Raw genomic sequence first — 18,283 nt, forward strand, 5'->3', positions numbered from 1 at the left:
CCTCTCGCACCGGGCGTACGACGGCTTTAGCGTGGGAGGGTGGACGAGGGCGTGGTCACGCTGTTCCTCGGCGGTGACGTCATGCTCGGCCGGGGCGTCGATCAGATCCTTCCGCACCCCGGTGACCCGGAGCTGCGGGAGGGTTACGTCCGTGACGCCCGGGACTACGTGGCCCTGGCCGAGGCGGTGAACGGGCCGGTTCCCCGGGCGGGCTTCCGCAGGCCCTGGGGCGAGGCCCTGGCGGTCCTGGAGGCCGCCGCACCCGAGGTCCGGGTGATCAATCTGGAGACCTCGGTCACCCGCCACGACGACTTCGCGCCCGGCAAGGGCGTCCACTACCGGATGACCCCCGCCAACCTGCCCTGTCTGGCGGCGGCCCGCCCCGATGTCTGCGTCCTGGCCAACAACCATGTGCTCGACTTCGGCCGCCGCGGCCTGGCCGAGACCCTCGACGCCCTGGCGGGCGCGGGGCTGCGCACGGCGGGGGCGGGTCCCGACGCGGCTTCGGCCCGCCGGCCGGCGGTCGTGCCGCTGCGCGGCGGCGGCCGGGTGCTGGTCTTCTCCTTCGGCATGCCCTCCAGCGGGATCCCCGAGCACTGGGCCGCCACCGAGGACCGGTCAGGTGTCGACCTCCTTCCGGGGCCCACGATGACCTCCGCTGCCGCGTTCGCCGAGCGGCTGCGGCGCGTGAAACGCCCCGGTGACCTCGCCGTCGCCTCCGTCCACTGGGGCTCCAACTGGGGCTACGACATCTCGCGCGCCCAGATCCGCTTCGCGCACGCACTCGTCGACGCGGGCGTGGACATCGTGCACGGTCACTCCTCGCACCACCCGCGCCCCCTGGAGGCGTACCGGGACAGGCTCGTCCTCTACGGCTGCGGCGACCTCGTCGACGACTACGAGGGCATAGGCGGCTACGAGCGGTACCGGGACGACCTGCGGCTGCTGTACCTGGTCTCGGTCGAGCCGGACACCGGCGGCCTGACCGGTGTCCGGATGGTGCCCCTGCAGTCGCGCAGAATGCGGCTGGAACACGCCTCGGCCCAGGACGCCGCATGGCTGCGAGCCGCCCTCGACACCTGCAGCCGCCCTCTCGGCACCCACATCGACCTCGACCCCGACAACACGCTGAGATTCCGCTCCCCGCCCGCGCGGAAGTAACCGCTCCCCACCGCCCCGACAGCGAAGCAGCCCCGTAGGGCACGGGACGTTCCGGCCACCGGAACCGGTCCACGCATGCTGACGATCCGGTCTCGTGGCCATGCGGCCCCGTGCGCCGGAGGCGTCGGCGGCTATCCGCTCTCTTCCTCCTCGTCCTCCGAGATCACGTGCACGGCGGCCTCCTCGGCTCCGCGGGCGCCTCCGTCGATGCCGGCGTCGTCCGCGACGAGTGCGGCCTCCGTGTCGGGATGGGCGCCCTCGTCCGGGGCGACGAGCCGCCCCGCATCGGGGCCGCCGACCTCCTCGTCGACGGGTTCGCCCTCGCCGCCCGGCACGTCCCCGATCCCGTCGCCCTCCGGCCCTGTCGCCTCGGGTACCTCCCGGGCCAGCCGCTGGTCCAGCGTCTCGCCCTCGCGCTGCTCGGCCGCGGTGGTGCCCGGCTCGTCCACCGCAAGCGGCCTCTCCGGCGGGGAGTACCCCTCGTCCAACGGCTCCGTCCCGCGGTCGTCGAGGGTGTCCTCCGATTCGAGCGGGCCGATGTCCTCGACCACGTCCTCCTCGCCCTGGGGCTGGTAGACCTCGTCCCCCATGCCGTTCTCCGTCACTTCCGCACCGCCTTACCTGCCGCGTCCCACGGGTACCCGCCCTCTCCCGGGTCTCCGGTCCGCCGTACGGCAAACGCGGCCCAGCCTCATGCCGTCCTGCCCTTCGCGAGGAACCGGCGCAGCCGGCGCAGCGGCCAGGTGTTGATGACGTCGTCCGGGGTGAGCCAGCCCCGTTGCGCGGTGCCGACGCCGTAGCGCAGTTGGGCGAGGTGCGGGACGGAGTGGGCGTCGGTGTTCACGGCGAACTTCGCGCCCTGTTCCCGGGCCCGCAGAATGTCCTCGTCGCACAGGTCGAGCCGGTCGGGCTGGGCGTTGACCTCCAGCGCGGTACCGGTGCGGGCGCAGACCGCGAAGACCTCGTCCCAGTCGGCGTCGACCCCCGGCCGCTTGCCGATCAGACGGGTCGTCGGATGGCCGAGCACATTGACGTACGGGTTCTCGCACGCCCGCACCAGCCGCCTGGTCATCGCCTTCCGGTCCAGGTCGAAGTGGGAGTGCAGGGAGGCCACACAGAGGTCGAAGCCCGCGAGGAAGTCGTCGGGCCAGTCCACCTCCCCCTCGGGGCCGATGTTCAGCTCGGTGCCGTGCAGCAGCCGCATCCCGTGGTGGGCGCCGTCCAGCGCCCGCACCCGCTCCCGCTGGGCGAGCATCTTCTCGTCCGTCATGCGCTGCATGTACAGGTTGGGCGCGTGGTCGGTGACCGCGTAGTACGCATAGCCGCGCGCGGCGGCGGCCTCCACCATCGTCTCCAGTGACGCGAGGCCGTCGGTGAGGTCGGTGTGGGTGTGCAGATCGCCGCGTACGCTCCGCTCGGTCACCACCTCGGGCAACTCGCCGCGCAGCGCCGCCTCGATCTCCCCGCGGTCCTCCCGCAGCGTCGGGGGGATCCACGGCAGGCCGAGCCGCGCGTAGACCTCCTCCTCCGAACGGGAGGCGAGCGACTGGCCGCTGTCCGCGTCGAACAGGCCGTATTCGGACAGTTTCAGCCCCTGCCGCACCGCGATGGTGCGGGTGCGGATGTTGTGCGCCTTCGCCCCGGTGAAGTACTGCAGTCCGGCCCCCCACGAGTCCGGCGGCAGGACCCGCAGATCGACCTGGACGCCCTTGGTGGTGCGGATCGACGTCTTCTTCGCGCCGTGCGCGATCACCTCGGCGGTGGACGGCAGCGCACGGAGGGCGTCCATGAAGGGGGCGGACCGTTTCGCCGCGACCAGGACGTCGATGTCCCCGACGGTCTCCTTCATACGGCGCAGGGACCCGGCGTAGGTGCAGCGCTTGCACCCGGTCACGTCCGAGAGCTCGGCGACGATCTCCTCGGCGGTGTCGGCGGCCAGGTGCAGCGGGATGCGGGAGCCCGCCTGCTGGAGCAGGGCGATGCCGTGCAGGATGTTCTCCTGCGTCTTCGCGCCGAAGCCCTTCAGATCGTGCAGGGCGTCCGCCTCGATCGCGGCGGTCAGTTCGCTCACCGACGCGATGTGCAGGTCCTCGTAGAGCCGCATGGCCTTCTTCGGGCCGAGGGTGGGGATGGTGATCAGCTCCCGCACCCCGGCGGGGATCCGGGCCCGGCGCTCCTCGACCGCGGAGACGGTGCCGGTGCGCAGATACTCGAGCACCTTCTCGGCGATCGACCGGCCCACGTTCGGTATCTCGCGCAGCCCGTCGGCGTCCAGCCGGGAGATGTCGTCGGGGTATCCGCCGATGGCACGCGCGGCCTTCTCGTAGGCGCGCGCCTTGAACGCGTCGCCTCCCGTGATCGCGATGAGGTCCGCGTACTCCTGAAGGAGCGCCTCGACCTCGTCGTTTGGCCGGGCCACATCTCAGAGTCTAGGCACGCACAAGCGGACGGCGCCCATCGGCACCGTCCGCTCCAAGTGTCCGAGGGGGGACTTGAACCCCCACGCCCGATAAAGGGCACTAGCACCTCAAGCTAGCGCGTCTGCCATTCCGCCACCCGGACAAGGTGTCTGCCGTGCGGGGTCTCCCGCGGCGACGAAGGAAACATTACCAGGCTTTCGGGGGCGTTCGATCACACCCCGTCCGGCCGTGAACGGTGCGTGACGGACCGGGCAGCGCCTTGGGGCGGGGCGGGGGTCGGAGAGAGGATGAGGGGCACCAGCGGCAGCGTGACAGTGGGAGGAGACAGCGTGACCGACACCGGCACGGCCAGGAGCGTCACCGGCGAGGACGAGGTTGTGGACCTCTGCCGTGAGTTGATCCAGATCGACACCAGCAACTACGGCGACCACTCCGGCCCCGGCGAGCGCAGGGCCGCCGAGTACGTCGCCGAGAAGCTGGCCGAGGTGGGGCTCGAACCGCAGATCTTCGAGTCGCACAAGGGCCGTGCCTCCACGGTGGCCCGTATCGAGGGCGAGGACCCCTCGCGGCCCGCGCTGCTGATCCACGGCCACACCGACGTGGTCCCGGCCAACGCGCAGGACTGGACGCACCATCCCTTCTCCGGAGAGATCGCCGACGGGTGCGTGTGGGGGCGCGGCGCGGTCGACATGAAGGACATGGACGCCATGACGCTGGCCGTCGTCCGGGACCGGCTGCGCAGCGGGCGCAGGCCGCCGCGCGACCTCGTCCTCGCGTTCCTCGCGGACGAGGAGGCCGGCGGCACCTACGGCGCCCGGTACCTCGTCGACCACCATCCCGGCCTCTTCGAGGGCGTCACCGAGGCGATCAGCGAGGTGGGCGGCTTCTCGTTCACCGTGAACGAGCAGCGGCGGCTGTACCTGATCCAGACGGCCGAGAAGGGCATGCACTGGATGAAGCTCACCGTGGCCGGCACGGCGGGGCACGGGTCGATGATCCACCGGGACCACGCGATCACCGAGCTCTCCGAGGCCGTCGCGCGGCTCGGGCGGCACACGTTTCCCGTGCGGGTCACCAAGACCACCAGGGCCTTCCTCGACGAACTCGGCGACGCGCTCGGCACCGAACTCGACCCCGAGGACATGCAGTCGACCCTCGCCAAGCTCGGGGGCCTCGCGAAGCTCATCGGCGCGAGCCTGAGCAACACGGCCAATCCCACGATGCTGAACGCCGGTTACAAGGTGAACGTCATCCCGGGTGAGGCCACGGCCCATGTCGACGGGCGCTTCCTGCCCGGCTTCGAGGAGGAGTTCCTCGCCGACCTCGACCGGATCCTCGGGCCCCGTGTGCGGCGGGAGGACGTGCACTCCGACAAGGCCGTCGAGACGACCTTCGACGGGGCGCTCGTGGAGGCGATGCAGTCCGCGCTGCAGGCCGAGGACCCGGCGGCGAAGGCGATCCCGTACATGCTCTCCGCCGGCACGGACGCCAAGTCCTTCGACGAACTGGGCATTCGCGGCTTCGGGTTCGTGCCCCTGAAGCTGCCCCCGGAGCTGGACTTCGCGGGCATGTTCCACGGCGTCGACGAGCGGGTCCCGGTGGACGCCCTGAAGTTCGGCGTGCGTGTCCTGGACCGGTTCATCGACGCGTCCTGAGCGCCCTCCCAACGCCCTTGATTCCGTCCCGGTTTGCGTGCTGAAACGAGACTGCAGTAATCGCCAGCGCGTACGGGCGCCGACCGGGACGGGTGAATGCGACCATAAGCTCGTAGCTCCATTACTCCCTCCTCGTTACATGGAGTGCGGTCCGAGGCTTGGATCGCTTTTGCCAAGCAAGGAGGAAGAATGATCAAGAAGGTCGTCGCTGCTGCGGCCGCCACCGGTGGTCTGGTTCTCGCGAGCGCGGGTCTGGCTGCCGCCGATGCCGGTGCCCAGGGTGCCGCCGTGCACTCCCCGGGCGTTGTGTCCGGCAACGTCATCCAGGTTCCGGTGCACGTCCCGGTGAACGTCTGCGGTAACACGATCTCCGTGATCGGGCTGCTGAACCCCGCCTTCGGCAACACCTGCATCAACAAGTGACGTTGTGCCCCACCCCGTGAGGGGCCTCACCCCGCGAGGGCCGGGGCCCGTCGGCCCCGGAGTGCGTGCCATGCGCTCCGGGGCCGACCGGTTCCTGCGCGTCCCCGCTCGCCCGCGGGCGAGCTCAAGAAGGTTCACGACAAGGTCGAAGGCAGGGAAATCAGCAATGCGACAGGTCACCCGCAAGGGCCTGATGACCGTGGCGGCGGCGGCCGGCGTCCTCGCTGTCACCGGCGGCTATGCGCACGCCGACTCGGGTGCGAACGGATCGGCCGCGGGCTCGCCCGGTGTGCTGTCCGGCAACACCGTCCAGGTTCCCGTGCACGTCCCGGTGAACGTCTGCGGAAACACCGTTAACGTGATCGGGCTGCTCAACCCGGCGGCGGGCAACGCGTGCGCCAACACCGGCGGCGCGCACACCGGCGGCGGCTCCCACGCGGGCGGTCACACCGGTGGCTCGCCCGGCGTCGGCTCCGGCAACACCGTCCAGGTGCCGGTGGACGTGCCGGTCAACGTCTGCGGCAACAGCGTGAACGTGGTCGGAATCGGCAACGGCGCGCTGGGCGACCACTGCGCCAACACCGGCGGCGGTCACCCGACGACCCCGCCCGGCGGCGGTCACCAGCCCCCTCCGGGCGGCGGTGGCACCACGCCTCCCGGCGGTGGCGGTACGACGCCCCCCGGCGGGGGCGGCAGCACGCCCGGCACGCCGGGACACCCCGGTCAGCCGGGGCACCCCGGCACGTCCCATCACCCGGGCGGCGGTGGCTCCCAGCACGTCAGCCACCCCGGCGGGGTCTCCCTCACCCGGCCCGCGGGCAGCGCCCAGCTCGCCCACACCGGCAGTGACCTGCCGCTCGGCCTGCTGGCACCGGCGAGCGCAGGTGCCCTGCTCGGCGGCGCGCTGCTCTACCGCAGGGCACGCGCGAGGGCGTAAGGCGCCGGACACAAGGGGGAGAGCGCCGACCGTCGCAGGGCATGCGCAGGCGGCGACAGGCGTCGCCCGCGGTGGACGAGGCGCGGCACAGCGCATCGAAACACGGCGCTCTTCCCCCATGGCGCACCTGAAACGGACCGGGCCCCGCAGACGCGGGGCCCGGTCCGTTTCAGCCGCCTTCACTTCACCACGTGGCACGCACCTGGCGGATGATCCGCCGGCGCAACCGCACCCTGCGGCTGCCGTCCCGCAGCAGGCTAAGTCGGTCCAGCTCCCAGTGTCCGTACTCGGCATGGTCCGTCAGCAGACGTGTTGCGTCCTTGCGGGAGACCCCGCGCGGCACGTACACGTCGACAAATTCGTATTCCGGCATCGCATCTATTGTGCGGGCTGGGGCCCGGTACGGATAGCGTCTGCACTATGTCTGATGCTGCGCAGCCCACCGCTGCCGAGGTACGTGCCGCCGCCGAGGCGGTCAAGACCGCGCTCGACCGCCACCTGGCCGCGGTCGAGCGCCGGACGGGTGAGGACGACCCGGCCGTCTACGAGGCGTTCAACGAGCTGGCCGCGGCGGCCGAGGAGTACGACGAACTGCTTTACGACCGCTACGACGAGGTCACGCCTTTCGAGATCCCCGGCGCGGAGGACGCACTTCCGCCGTACACGGGCCCCGAGGAACCGAACGCGCTGAGCGTGCTGATCCGCCGGGACTACGCGGTGGCCGAGCCGCAGCGGCTGCTGGCGCAGGCGCGGCGCGTGGAGGACGCGGACGAGGAAGGCACGCCGGAGTCGTCTGCCGGCACCGTCCACGGCGCGCTCGGTGTGCTCTTCGGCGAATTCGAACCGGATGAGATCGCCTCCCGGCACAAGGACTTCGGCCTGGAGGAGGGGGACTCCACCCTGTGGGTGACGGCCGCCGACGAACCGGCGGAGCCGGGGGAATGGCTGGAGACGCCCTTCGAGCAGGTCGATCCGCAGCGGGTCGTCTGCCGCTTCGACGTCAGCTCGGTCTTCGACGACGAGCCGGACGACGACGATGTGGAGGAGGACCTCGGCCTCGGTCCGGAGCTGCGCGGCGGGCTGGACGACGACGAGGACCTGGAGCCGCTGGACGCCGAACGCTAGGTCATACCAGGCGGGGAAGGGTGGCGGTGCCGTACGGCCGAAGGCCCTACGGCACCGCCACCCGGCCCCTCATTCCTCGGCCGCCGGCACCTGAGGCCGGAGCAGTACGGCCAGGCGGGTGGTCCGTGGCCTGGCCGGGACCTCGGCCACGGCCCGCGGCAGGGCCTGCTCCACTCCGTGCACCACGGACAGATGGCGGACCGCCCGGCCGAAGGCCGTGTACACCCAGGGCCGGCTCAGGGACTGAGCGGCGTCGCCGGGCAGCACCACCACGGCCGCGGGCCAGCGCAGCCCCACCGCCTGGTGCGCGGTCAGCGCCCAGCCGTGACGCACGGACTGCTCCACCCGCTCCCTGGGTACGACCACGGCGGTGCCGGCGCACTCCAGATGCAGGCCCTCCGCGTCCGCCGTCACCACGCGGCCCGGGAGCGCACGACCCGGCACGGGGGAGTAGACGATCCTGTCCCCCGGGTCGAAGCCGCCGAAGCGGCCGGGACCAGGGTTCAGCCGCTCCTTGAGGGCCGCGTTCAGCGCCCGCGTGCCGGCCGCGCCACCGTGCCCCGGTGTGATCACCTGCGTCTCCTCGGAGGGAACGCCGATCGCGCGCGGCACCGAGTCCGCGACCAGCTGAACGGTCCGGTGCACGGCCTCGCCGGCGTCCCGGACCGGCACGATCACCACCTCCTTGCCGGGCGCGTCGACCTGCGGAAGCTCACCGAAACCGATCGCGGAGACCAACTCGCCGAGCGGCCCGGGATCGGGGGTCCGGGAGACGATCTGCGGGCACACACGGGCGGCGAGCAGATCGGCGAACACCCGTCCGGGCCCGGCCGACCACAGCACGTTCGGGTCACCGCTGAGCACCAGGCGGGCCCCGTCCGGCAGCGACTCGACGAGCAGCGCCGCCGCCTCGACGTCCAGCTGGGGCGCGTCCAGCACGATGAGCAGGTCCAGGTCCAGCGCACCGTCGGCGTCCCGCCCGGGGCCTTCGGCTCCGGACAGCAGACCCGCCACCGTGGCGAGCGGCGCGTGCGCCTGTTGCTCCGGGGCGTCCGTCGGGCCGAGCCGTGCGAGCAGCGCGGCGAACGCCTCCCGTCCGGCCGGGCCGTGCGTGGCGGCCCAGGCGCGCGCACCGAGCCGGTGCGCCTCGCGCAGCAGCGTGGCCGGCTCGACGCGGGAGGCTTCCCCGCCGGTGTGCAGCACCAGTCCGTGACCCGCGGCCGCGCGGATCAGCTCCGCCGCCGAGCCCTGCGCCGAGCCGGCCGCCCGCTCCCAGTCCTCGGCTGAGCCGCCCTCCTTCGGCGCGGAGCCGACCAGCCGGGCCAGTCCGTCGGCGAGGCTCTCCTCCGCGAGCGCATACCGCTCCAGGCCGATCAGCGCGCGGACCGGCCGGTCCTCGCCGTCCTCGTCACCGCCCCGGGTGTCGGTCTCCAGCGCGTCCTGGAACACGAGAGCCTCACCCTCGGCGATCGTGCTGCGCACCGCCGTCTCCGGGTCCGGCACCGAGCGCTGCGCCAGCGCGGCGTGAAGAGCGGGGAGCTCCAGCGCCGTGTGTCCGGCCACGGCCGCCTGCTCCAGCAGCCAGACCGTCACCGCGCGCGCCCGCCGCTCGTCGTCCGGCCGGCACTCGGCGCCGAGCAGGGCCCGGGCGAACCCGTCCGCCTGCTCGGGCCGCACCCCGGGGACCCGCAGCAGCAGCCAGGGGTCCGCCCGCAGACGCGCGTCCACGCCTTCGCCGAGGGCCGCGGCGGCCTGGGGCGCCAGGGCTTCGGGCGCACCGCCCTCGGCCAGCACGGCCCGAACGGCCGAGACGGCCTCCGCGTCGGGGGCCGCCGGGGCCGCCGGGGGTGCCTCGGGCCGGGTGCGCCGCACGGGCTCGGGGGTGGGACGGCGCGGGGCGGGAGCCGGCTCGCTGAAGGCACTGGGCACCGGCTTCGCGCCGCTCTCCACGGCCCGCACGGCCGCGAGCAGGTCGGCGGCCTTCCCGCTGAGCTTCCCGCCGGCCTCGATCGGCCCCTTCTTCTCCGCCTTGCGCCGCTCGATCCGTTCCCGCTCCAACCGCTGGGCGGCCAGCTCGGCCTCGGCCTCCGACCTCTGGGACGAGCCACCGTCGCCGTCGTCCGCGCCGGCCGCACCACTGCCGCCGTCGTCCGCGTCGGCCGCATCACTGTCACGGTCACCTGCGTCGGCCGCTTCACTGTTACGGTCACCCGCGTCGGCCGCACCACTGCCGCCGTCGTCCGCGTCGGCCGTATCACCGTCACGGTCACCCGCGTCGGCCCTGTCACCGTCACGGTCGTCCACCCCGGCCGCCCCACTGGCGCCGTCGTCCGCGCCCACCGCCGAACCGCCCGCGCCGGCGGCCGTGGCTTCGCCCGCCCCGGTCCCGGCCTCGTCGGCCGGTTCCCCCGGAGGGGAGGCCGTCTCCGTGGTTTCCGGGTCCGTGCTCACAGCGTGCTCCAGTCGTGATCGGGATAGCGGTGCACCGGGGCCGACACATCGTCCAGCGCCCGGCAGATCTCGTCAGGAAGACTAAGCGTCTCCACTGACAACGCCGCCGTGAGCTGCTGTGCGTTGCGCGCACCGACGATCGGCGCGACGACCCCCGGCCGGTCGCGGACCCAGGCGAGCGCCACCTGGAGCGGTGTCGCGGAGAGCCCGTCGGCGGCCGTCTGCACCGCGTCCACGATGCTGCTCGCCGTGTCGTCGAGGTAGGGCGCGACGAAGGGGGCCATGTGCTCCGACGCCCCGCGCGAGTCGGGCGGCGTCGCATGACGGTACTTGCCGGTGAGCACCCCCCGGCCCAGGGGAGAGGACGGCAGCAGCCCGACGCCCAGGTCCAGGGCGGCCGGCAGCACCTCGCGCTCCACGCCCCGCTGGAGCAGCGAGTACTCCATCTGCGTGCTGGCGATCCGGGTCCGGACCCCCGGCGCCGTCAGCTGCCATGTCGCCGCCTTCGCGAGCTGCCAGCCGCAGAAGTTGGACAGGCCCGCATACCGTGCCCGGCCACTGGAGACGGCCAGGTCGAGCGCCCCCAGGGTCTCCTCCAGGGGGGTGTACGGGTCGAAGGCATGGAGGTGCCACACGTCGACATGGTCCGTGCCGAGGCGGGCGAGCGAGGCGTCCAGCGCGGCGAGCAGATGGCCGCGTGAGCCGTCGAAACGACGGTCGGGGTCGGGCACGCTCCCCGCCTTCGTCGAGACGACCAGGTCCCGGCGCGGGACGAGACCGTCCATCAGCCGTCCGAGCAGATACTCGGCCTCCCCGTCCCCGTACACGTCCGCCGTGTCGACGAGGGTTCCGCCCGCCTCCCAGAACACCTTCAACTGCTCCGCGGCGTCGTGCTCGTCCGTGTCCCGCCCCCATGTCAGGGTGCCGAGTCCGATGCGGGACACACGAAGGCCGGTACGGCCGAGATGCCTCTGCTCCATGGACGCCGACATTACTGGCCGGAACTGGCCGCGTGGGGGCCTGTGGACAACCGATTTCCCCAGTCCCCGCGGTGATTCCGCTTGCCCCGCCCTCCACGCGCTCCACGAGGAGGACCGGCGCCCCGTGCCCGGAAGCGTCGCCGCGCGCACCCCGGCTCCCGCCACGACGCGCCCCACCGCCGGGCGCCGCTCTGCCCTCCGGGCGCACTCCGCGCTAAGGTCTGCGCACAAGGGACGTTACTGATCGGTAAGGGGAATCGGCCATGCAGCTCGGGATCAACCTCGGCTACTGGGGCGCCGGAATGGACGCGGACAACCTCGCCGTGGCCCAGGAGGCCGACCGGCTCGGCTACGCGGTGTGCTGGGCCGCCGAGGCCTACGGCTCCGACGCGGCCACCGTGCTCTCCTGGGTCGCCGCCCAGACCGAGCGCATCGACGTCGGCTCCGCGATCTTCCAGATCCCGGCCCGCCAGCCCGCGATGACCGCGATGACGGCCGCCACCCTCGACTCGCTCTCCGGCGGCCGCTTCCGCCTCGGCCTCGGCGTGTCCGGGCCGCAGGTCTCCGAGGGCTGGTACGGCGTCAAGTTCGACAAGCCGCTGTCCCGCACCCGGGAGTACGTGGAGATCGTACGCAGGGCGATGACGCGGGAGCGGCTGTCGTACGAGGGCGAGCACTGGACCCTCCCGCTGCCCGGCGGCCCCGGTAAGCCGATCAAGCTCACCGTGCACCCGCAGCGCGAGCACATCCCGCTCTACATCGCCGCGATCGGCCCCAAGAACCTGGAGCAGACCGGTGAGATCGCCGACGGGGCCCTGCTCATCTTCCCCTCGGCCGACCACCTCGAGGAGACCGCGATCCGGTATCTGCGCGCCGGACGCGAGAAGGCGGGCAAGACCCTCGACGGCTTCGACGTCTGCCCCACGCTCCCGCTCTCGGTCGGTGACGACAAGGACGTGACGGCCCTCGCCGACACCTTCCGCCCCTACACCGCCCTCTACGTCGGCGGCATGGGCAGCCGCCAGCAGAACTTCTACAACCAGCTCGCCCAGCGCATGGGGTACGAGAAGGCCGCCGCCGAGATCCAGGACAAGTACCTGTCCGGCGACAAGGAGGGCGCCGCGGCCGCCGTCCCGCACGAGCTGATCGACCGGACCACCCTCCTGGGTTCCGTGGACCGCATCGCCGACCGGATGAAGGCCTACGCCGAGGCCGGCGTCACCACGCTCACGCTGGCTCCCGCGGGCTTCACCCTGGAGGAGCGGATCGCCTCCCTCCGGGCGGGATCCGACGCCATGGAGCGAGCCGGGCTCGCGTAACCGGCCAAGGGATCTCCCCGGAGGGGGCTTCACACAGAGGTCTCCACGGCCGTGGTGGGGGCTCGGGGGTCCTCCCCGCCACGGCCGTCACGGGGAACAACGCTTCGGCGGGCCCCCGGTTACGCCCGGGCCCGGGCCCGGGCGTCCTTCGTTCGGCCGAGTCCTCCCCCCATACGTGTTGCCGCACCTCTGGCGCCCCACTTGACTCGTTCTTTGCGGACCCCTGCAGAGAGGCGTCAGTGATGCTTTCGGTCAAGAGCCTGTTCCAGGAGATCTTCGACAACGACGAGTCGTTCCGGCTCTTCTGCTCCATAGCCGCCGGCGGTGAGTCCCAGGGCGGCTGGGAGAACGGCCGCATCGCCGCACTCGTGCCGGCCGAAGAGCGCCGGCTCGCGCCCAGGATCAGCAGGCACGGCGCCGACGAGGACAAACACGGGCGTATCTTCCGCGCGCTGCTGAGCAAGCGCGGACTCGAGCCCGTCCGGGTACCTCCCGAGACGGACTACACGATGCTCCTGGAGAAGCACGGCATCGGGCTAGCCCACGAGAGGCTGAAAGGCGACCGGACGCTGACCGTGGAGGACATCGTCACCTATCTGGCCCACAGCAGGGTCACCGAGCAGCGTGCCTCCGAGCAGATGGAGCTGCTGTGCAGGCACTTCGGCGACCACCCCGAGGTGGGCCGCGCGATCCGGATGATCTCCAGGGACGAGGACAGCCACCTCGCCTACTGCCACGAGGAGCTGCTGCGTCTCGTGCGCGCCGGACACGGCCACGCCGTCCGGCGGACGCTGCGCGAGTGCGCGCTGGCCGAGATCCGTGTCCACCGGGACGTCAGCCTCGCCGTGATGGCCCGCATGGGGCGGATCCTGCGCTGGCCGAAGGCCAAGTCCGCCCTGCTCGCGGCCGCCATCCACGCGACGTACTGCTACGAGCGCGCCAGCGGGTGGCGCCGCATGGTGTCGCTGAGGACGCCGGAACTCCGCGACGCCCTGGGCGGCGCCGCGGGCGCTACATCCAGCCCCGCCGCTTGAACAACCGGTACAGCAGAACCTCCAGGGCCGCCATCACCAGGATCACCGCCGGGTACGCCGCCACCCAGTGCAGCTCCGGCATGTGGTCGAAGTTCATGCCGTAGATCCCCGCGATCATCGTCGGAACCGCGGCCATCGCCGCCCACGCCGAGATCTTCCGCATGTCGTCGTTCTGCCGGACGCTCATCTGGGCCAGATGCGCCGACAGCACGTCGGACACCAGCCGGTCCAGGGCCTCCACGGACTCGTTCACCCGGGTCAGATGGTCGAGGACGTCCCGGAAGAAGGGCCGCGACTTCTCCTGAACGAACGGCACCGCCGCACCGACCATCCCCTGCCCCGCCAGCCGGGCCAGCGGCGGCGCCAGCGGGAGCGTCGCCCGCCGGAACTCCAGGACCTGCCGCTTGAAGGTGTAGATCCGCGACGCCGTGTGCCGGGAACCCCCGGACGACGGCGAGAAGACCTCCGCCTCCAGCTCCTCCAGGTCGGTCCCCAGTTCGGTCGCCACTTCCAGGTAGTGATCGACGACGGAGTCCGCGATGGAGTACAGCACCCCCGTCGGCCCGTGCCGCAGCATCTCCGGCTGCTCCTCCAGATGACGGCGGATGGAACCGAGCGGCATGTCCTCGCCGTGGCGCACGGTGACCACGAAGGAGTCGCCGAGGAAGACCATCAACTCGCCGGTACTGACGGTGTCGCTGTGAGGCTCGTACGACACCGGCTTGAACACCATGAACAGCGCGTCCTCGTACACCTCCAGCTTGGGCCGCTGGTGCGCCTTCAAGGCGTCCTCCACGGCCAGCGGATGAAGCCCGAACTCCTCCGTCACCAGGTCGAACTCTTTCTCCGTCGGCTCGTACAGGCCGATCCACAAGAAGGTGTCCCCCGCGGCGCGTGCCTCCTGAAGCGCGTCGGAGAGGTCCTCGGGCCCCTCCGTCCGGCGCCCGTCGCGATATATGGCGCAGTCGACGATCACGGGGAGCATTCTCCCGTTCGCCGGTCCCACCCGCATACGGGGGCCTGTCTGCCCCTTCCGCCCGCGTGCGCCCGGCCGTCACCGTTGCCCCGGCCCGGGCCGGGAGGCGTCCCCGTACGCTGGACGGCATGCCCACGTTGATCCTCGTCCGGCACGGACGCTCCACCGCCAACACCGCGGGACTCCTCGCCGGCTGGACGCCCGGCGTCGCCCTCGACGAGCGCGGCACCGCGCAGGCCGCGGCCCTGCCGGGCCGGCTCGCCGAGGTGCCGATCGCCGAGGTCGTCGCGAGCCCCCTTCAGCGCTGCCAGGAGACCGTCCAGCCGCTGCTCGACGCCCGTCCGGGGCTGCGCGCCCACACCGACGAGCGCATCGGCGAGTGCCATTACGGCGACTGGTCCGGCCGCAAGCTCGCCGAGCTGAAGGACGAGCCGTTGATGGAGGTGGTCCAGGCCCACCCGTCGGCGGCGGCCTTCCCGGGCGGCGAGTCGATGCGGGCCATGCAGACCCGGGCCGCGGAAGCGGTGCGGGAGTGGAACGCGCGCGTGGAGCGGGACCACGGCGCCGACGCGGTGTACCTCATGTGTTCTCACGGTGACATCATCAAATCGCTTGTCGCGGACGCACTCGGACTTCATCTGGACCTCTTCCAACGGATCTCCGTGGAACCGTGTTCCATCACCGCGATCCGTTACACCCGGCTGCGGCCATTTCTCGTTCGCCTCGGGGACACCGGGGATTTCGCCTCCCTCGTACCCCGTGCGGAACCCTCCGGTCCGGACGCCACGGTCGGGGGCGGTGCGGGCGCACCGTGATCGTCGGCCGCAGTAGGGTGAAGCGGTCGCACCAGCGCAGTAGTTGTCAGCAACCGGAACGGGCCGGCGCGGTCAGCCGGTCCGGTCCCGATCCAATGGAGACAGGACGTGTCCCGTCAGGTGTTCCTCTACGACCCCCCGGACCGCTTCGTGGCCGGTACGGTCGGGCTGCCCGGGCGCCGTACTTTCTTCCTGCAGGCCACTGCCGGACCCCGGGTGACCAGCGTGGCCCTGGAGAAGACCCAGGTCGCGGCGCTCGCCGAGCGCATGGACGAGCTGCTGGACGAGGTCGTGCGGCGCAGCGGCGGCAGTGCCGCCGTCCCCGCCGTGGCCCCCGCGGAGATCGCCGACACGGCTCCGCTGGACACCCCGATCGAGGAGGAGTTCCGCGTCGGCACGATGGCCCTGGCCTGGGACGGCGAGGAGCAGCGCATGATCGTCGAGGCCCAGGCCCTCGTCGAACTGGACGCCGACTCCGAGGAGGACCTCGCCGAGGCCGAGGAGCGGCTGCTCCAGGACGAGGAGAACGGTCCGCCGATGCTCCGGGTCCGGCTCACCGGCGCGCAGGCCAGGGCTTTCGCCAAGCGCGCCCTCGACGTCGTCAACGCCGGGCGGCCGCCGTGCCCGCTGTGCAGCCTCCCGCTCGACCCGGAAGGACATGTATGTCCGCGCCAGAACGGATACCGCCGCGGAGCGTGACCACGGCCGACCTGCTCGCCGAGGGCGAGCTGACCGTACGCGGACGCATCCGCGACGCGTCCAACGCGGCGCTGTACTGCACGGTCTCCTACGACGGGCGGGAAGCCGCCTGTATCTACAAGCCCGTCGCCGGGGAGCGCCCCCTGTGGGACTTCCCCGACGGCACGCTGGCCCAGCGAGAGGTCGCCGCCTACGAGGTGTCCGAGGCGACCGGCTGGGGGCTGGTGCCGCCCACCGTGCTGCGTGAAGGGCCCTACGGAGAGGGCATGTGCCAGCTGTGGGTCGAGACCGTGCCCGACGGCGAGCTGCTCGCGCTGGTGGACGCGGAGGAGCCCGAGCCCGGCTGGAAGGCGATCGGACTGGCGGACGTCGGCGAGGGGAGGACGGCCCTGCTGGTGCACGCCGACGACGACCGGCTGCGGCGCCTGGCCGTCCTCGACGCGGTCATCAACAACGCCGACCGCAAGGGCGGCCATCTGCTGCCCGGGGCCGGTGGGCGCCTGTACGGCATCGACCACGGGGTCACCTTCCACACCGAGAACAAGCTGCGCACGCTGCTGTGGGGGTGGGCGGGGGAGCCGCTGACCGGGGAGGCGGTCGAGGCGCTCAAGGGGCTCGAGGAGGCCCTGCAGGAGGGCGCGGCACTGGCCGTGCGGCTGGCCGGGCTGATCACCCCGGCGGAGCTCGCGGCCGTGCGCGCGCGGGTGGAGGCGCTGCTGGTCTCGGGGAGGCATCCCGAGCCGACCGGGGAATGGCCGGCGATCCCCTGGCCGCCGGTGTGAGCCACGAGCGGTGGCCGCCCCGGGGACCCGGCAAGCGCCGGCCGCCGGGGCCCGGCTGACGCACGCCGGACGAGCCGGCCGACCCTGCACATCGCCGGGTTTCGCGCAAGAGGGCCTGCCCGGCCATCCCGCCCGGTCCGGTTCGTATACGGAACTTCGGGCCGGTTAGGCTCAGGGCATGCATGCCTGGCCCGCTTCCGAGGTCCCCGCCCTGCCTGGTCAGGGCCGCGACCTGAGGATCCACGACACCGCGACCGGCGGTCCGGTCACCCTCGACCCCGGTCCCGTCGCCCGCATCTACGTCTGCGGCATCACCCCGTACGACGCGACCCACATGGGTCACGCGGCGACCTACAACGCGTTCGACCTCGTCCAGCGCGTGTGGCTGGACACCAAGCGGCAGGTGCACTACGTCCAGAACGTCACCGACGTCGACGACCCCCTCCTGGAGCGCGCCCAGCGCGACGGTCTCGACTGGGTGGGTCTCGCCGAACGGGAGACCGCCCTGTTCCGCGAGGACATGACCGCGCTGCGGATGCTTCCCCCACGGCACTACATAGGCGCGGTGGAGGCGATACCCGGGATCGTGCCGCTCATCGAGCGCCTGCGCGACCTGGGCGCCGCCTACGAACTCGACGGGGACATCTACTTCTCCGTGGAGTCCGACCCCAACTTCGGCAAGGTGTCCCGGCTGGACGCCGCCGCCATGCGCCTGCTGTCCGCGGAACGCGGCGGCGACCCGGACCGTCCGGGCAAGAAGAACCCGCTCGACCCGATGCTCTGGATGGCCGCCCGTGACGGCGAGCCCCGCTGGGACGGCGGATCGCTGGGCCCCGGCCGGCCGGGCTGGCACATCGAGTGCGTGGCCATCGCGCTGGACCACCTGGGCATGGGCTTCGACGTGCAGGGCGGCGGCTCCGACCTCGCCTTCCCGCACCACGAGATGGGCGCCTCCCACGCCCAGGTGCTGACCGGCGAGTTCCCGATGGCCAAGGCCTATGTCCACGCCGGCATGGTGGCCCTGGACGGCCAGAAGATGTCCAAATCCAAGGGCAACCTGGTCTTCGTCTCCCGGCTCAGGCGGGACGGCGTCGATCCCGGCGCGATCCGGCTCGCGCTGCACGCCCACCACTACCGGTCCGACTGGGAGTGGACCGGCCAGGTGCTCCAGGACGCCGTGGCACGGCTCGACCGCTGGCGCGCCGCCGTGTCCCGGCCCGACGGCCCGCCCGCGGAGGCCCTCGTCGAGGAGATCCGCGAGGCCCTCGCGAACGACCTGGACGCCCCGGCCGCACTCGCAGCGGTCGACCGCTGGGCCGGCCTCCAGCAGGAGACCGGCGGCACGGACACGGGCGCTCCCGGTGTGGTCTCGCGTGCCGTGGACGCGCTGCTCGGCGTGGCCCTCTGACCACGCCGCGGAACTCTGGTAGCGAGGAGCGGCGCCGGGCCGGGGGGGGCCCCCCCCCCCCCCCCCCCCCCCCCGGCCCCCGGGGGGGCGCCGGCGGG

17 protein-coding genes and 1 tRNA gene are annotated in these 18,283 nt (G+C 72.4%); 11 read left to right on the forward strand and 7 right to left on the reverse strand.

Annotated features, from left to right (window positions below; all coding sequences use genetic code 11):
- Positions 1-81: 81 nt before the first annotated feature.
- Positions 82-1,161 carry a CapA family protein gene (locus LZ604_RS24215; RefSeq protein ID WP_372482192.1) on the forward strand — a complete coding sequence of 360 codons (1,080 nt, stop codon included), beginning with the start codon at positions 82-84 and terminating at the stop codon, positions 1,159-1,161.
- 131 nt (positions 1,162-1,292) lie between these two features.
- On the opposite strand, the gene LZ604_RS24220 is transcribed toward LZ604_RS24215, so the two are convergent.
- From LZ604_RS24220 to LZ604_RS24230, 3 genes are all read right to left on the reverse strand, one after another.
- A complete protein-coding gene (locus LZ604_RS24220; protein ID WP_234517555.1) occupies positions 1,293-1,766 on the reverse strand; it encodes a DUF5709 domain-containing protein in 474 nt (157 codons plus the stop codon).
- Between the two features lie 86 nt (positions 1,767-1,852).
- Complete coding sequence (polX, locus tag LZ604_RS24225) at positions 1,853-3,580, reverse strand: DNA polymerase/3'-5' exonuclease PolX (protein WP_234517556.1); 1,728 nt, start codon at positions 3,578-3,580, stop codon at positions 1,853-1,855.
- Between the two features lie 58 nt (positions 3,581-3,638).
- A tRNA-Leu gene (locus LZ604_RS24230) sits at positions 3,639-3,723 on the reverse strand.
- Positions 3,724-3,910: 187 nt separating this feature from the next.
- Here LZ604_RS24230 and LZ604_RS24235 point away from each other — a divergent pair.
- The 3 genes from LZ604_RS24235 to LZ604_RS24245 all read left to right on the forward strand — a co-directional run bounded on the left by LZ604_RS24235 (position 3,911) and on the right by LZ604_RS24245 (position 6,596).
- The gene (locus LZ604_RS24235; protein ID WP_234517557.1) at positions 3,911-5,236 is read left to right on the forward strand and encodes a M20/M25/M40 family metallo-hydrolase; all 1,326 of its coding nucleotides are present in this window, start codon (positions 3,911-3,913) and stop codon (positions 5,234-5,236) included.
- Between the two features lie 189 nt (positions 5,237-5,425).
- Positions 5,426-5,659: a chaplin ChpH gene (gene chpH, locus LZ604_RS24240; protein ID WP_234517558.1), complete on the forward strand. Its 234-nt coding sequence runs from the start codon at positions 5,426-5,428 to the stop codon at positions 5,657-5,659.
- 166 nt (positions 5,660-5,825) lie between these two features.
- Entirely contained in the window at positions 5,826-6,596 is a 771-nt protein-coding gene (locus LZ604_RS24245) for a chaplin (protein WP_234517559.1), read from the forward strand.
- A 184-nt stretch (positions 6,597-6,780) separates the two neighbouring features.
- Here the strand turns inward: LZ604_RS24245 and LZ604_RS24250 are convergent, their stop codons facing one another.
- Positions 6,781-6,969: a DUF5703 family protein gene (locus LZ604_RS24250; protein WP_005485166.1), complete on the reverse strand. Its 189-nt coding sequence runs from the start codon at positions 6,967-6,969 to the stop codon at positions 6,781-6,783.
- Positions 6,970-7,016: 47 nt separating this feature from the next.
- Between LZ604_RS24250 and LZ604_RS24255 the strand changes: the two genes are divergently transcribed.
- Entirely contained in the window at positions 7,017-7,721 is a 705-nt protein-coding gene (locus LZ604_RS24255; RefSeq protein ID WP_234517560.1) for a hypothetical protein, read from the forward strand.
- Between the two features lie 69 nt (positions 7,722-7,790).
- Here LZ604_RS24255 and LZ604_RS24260 read toward each other — a convergent pair whose 3' ends face one another.
- Both LZ604_RS24260 and LZ604_RS24265 read right to left on the reverse strand, forming a co-directional pair.
- Positions 7,791-10,172 (reverse strand): helix-hairpin-helix domain-containing protein, encoded by a 2,382-nt coding sequence (locus tag LZ604_RS24260; RefSeq protein ID WP_234517561.1) that lies wholly within the window; start codon positions 10,170-10,172, stop codon positions 7,791-7,793.
- The gene (locus LZ604_RS24265; RefSeq protein WP_234517562.1) at positions 10,169-11,152 is read right to left on the reverse strand and encodes an aldo/keto reductase; all 984 of its coding nucleotides are present in this window, start codon (positions 11,150-11,152) and stop codon (positions 10,169-10,171) included. The genes LZ604_RS24260 and LZ604_RS24265 overlap by 4 nt, the downstream gene beginning before the upstream one ends.
- 263 nt (positions 11,153-11,415) lie before the next feature.
- Between LZ604_RS24265 and LZ604_RS24270 the strand changes: the two genes are divergently transcribed.
- Both LZ604_RS24270 and LZ604_RS24275 read left to right on the forward strand, forming a co-directional pair.
- Complete coding sequence (locus LZ604_RS24270; RefSeq protein WP_234517563.1) at positions 11,416-12,471, forward strand: LLM class F420-dependent oxidoreductase; 1,056 nt, start codon at positions 11,416-11,418, stop codon at positions 12,469-12,471.
- 242 nt (positions 12,472-12,713) lie between these two features.
- Positions 12,714-13,505 (forward strand): ferritin-like domain-containing protein, encoded by a 792-nt coding sequence (locus LZ604_RS24275; RefSeq protein ID WP_234517564.1) that lies wholly within the window; start codon positions 12,714-12,716, stop codon positions 13,503-13,505.
- On the opposite strand, the gene corA is transcribed toward LZ604_RS24275, so the two are convergent.
- Entirely contained in the window at positions 13,483-14,481 is a 999-nt protein-coding gene (gene corA / locus LZ604_RS24280; protein WP_234517565.1) for a magnesium/cobalt transporter CorA, read from the reverse strand. The two genes, LZ604_RS24275 and corA, sit on opposite strands and share 23 nt — an antisense overlap.
- 128 nt (positions 14,482-14,609) lie before the next feature.
- On the opposite strand from corA, the gene LZ604_RS24285 reads away from it, so the two are divergent.
- From LZ604_RS24285 to mshC, 4 genes are all read left to right on the forward strand, one after another.
- The gene (locus tag LZ604_RS24285) at positions 14,610-15,296 is read left to right on the forward strand and encodes a histidine phosphatase family protein (protein WP_234517566.1); all 687 of its coding nucleotides are present in this window, start codon (positions 14,610-14,612) and stop codon (positions 15,294-15,296) included.
- Positions 15,297-15,404: 108 nt separating this feature from the next.
- Positions 15,405-15,995, forward strand: coding sequence for a DUF3090 domain-containing protein (locus tag LZ604_RS24290; protein WP_234517567.1), 591 nt, complete (start codon positions 15,405-15,407; stop codon positions 15,993-15,995).
- Positions 15,959-16,777, forward strand: a complete 819-nt coding sequence (locus LZ604_RS24295) for an SCO1664 family protein (RefSeq protein WP_234517568.1) — start codon at positions 15,959-15,961, stop codon at positions 16,775-16,777. The genes LZ604_RS24290 and LZ604_RS24295 overlap by 37 nt, the downstream gene beginning before the upstream one ends.
- Before the next feature lie 178 nt (positions 16,778-16,955).
- A complete protein-coding gene (gene mshC / locus LZ604_RS24300) occupies positions 16,956-18,185 on the forward strand; it encodes a cysteine--1-D-myo-inosityl 2-amino-2-deoxy-alpha-D-glucopyranoside ligase (RefSeq protein ID WP_234517569.1) in 1,230 nt (409 codons plus the stop codon).
- The last annotated feature ends 98 nt before the right edge of the window (positions 18,186-18,283 follow it).

Origin of the sequence: Streptomyces glomeratus (genome assembly GCF_021462825.1) — a bacterium.
Taxonomy (GTDB): Bacteria; Actinomycetota; Actinomycetes; order Streptomycetales; family Streptomycetaceae; genus Streptomyces; species Streptomyces glomeratus.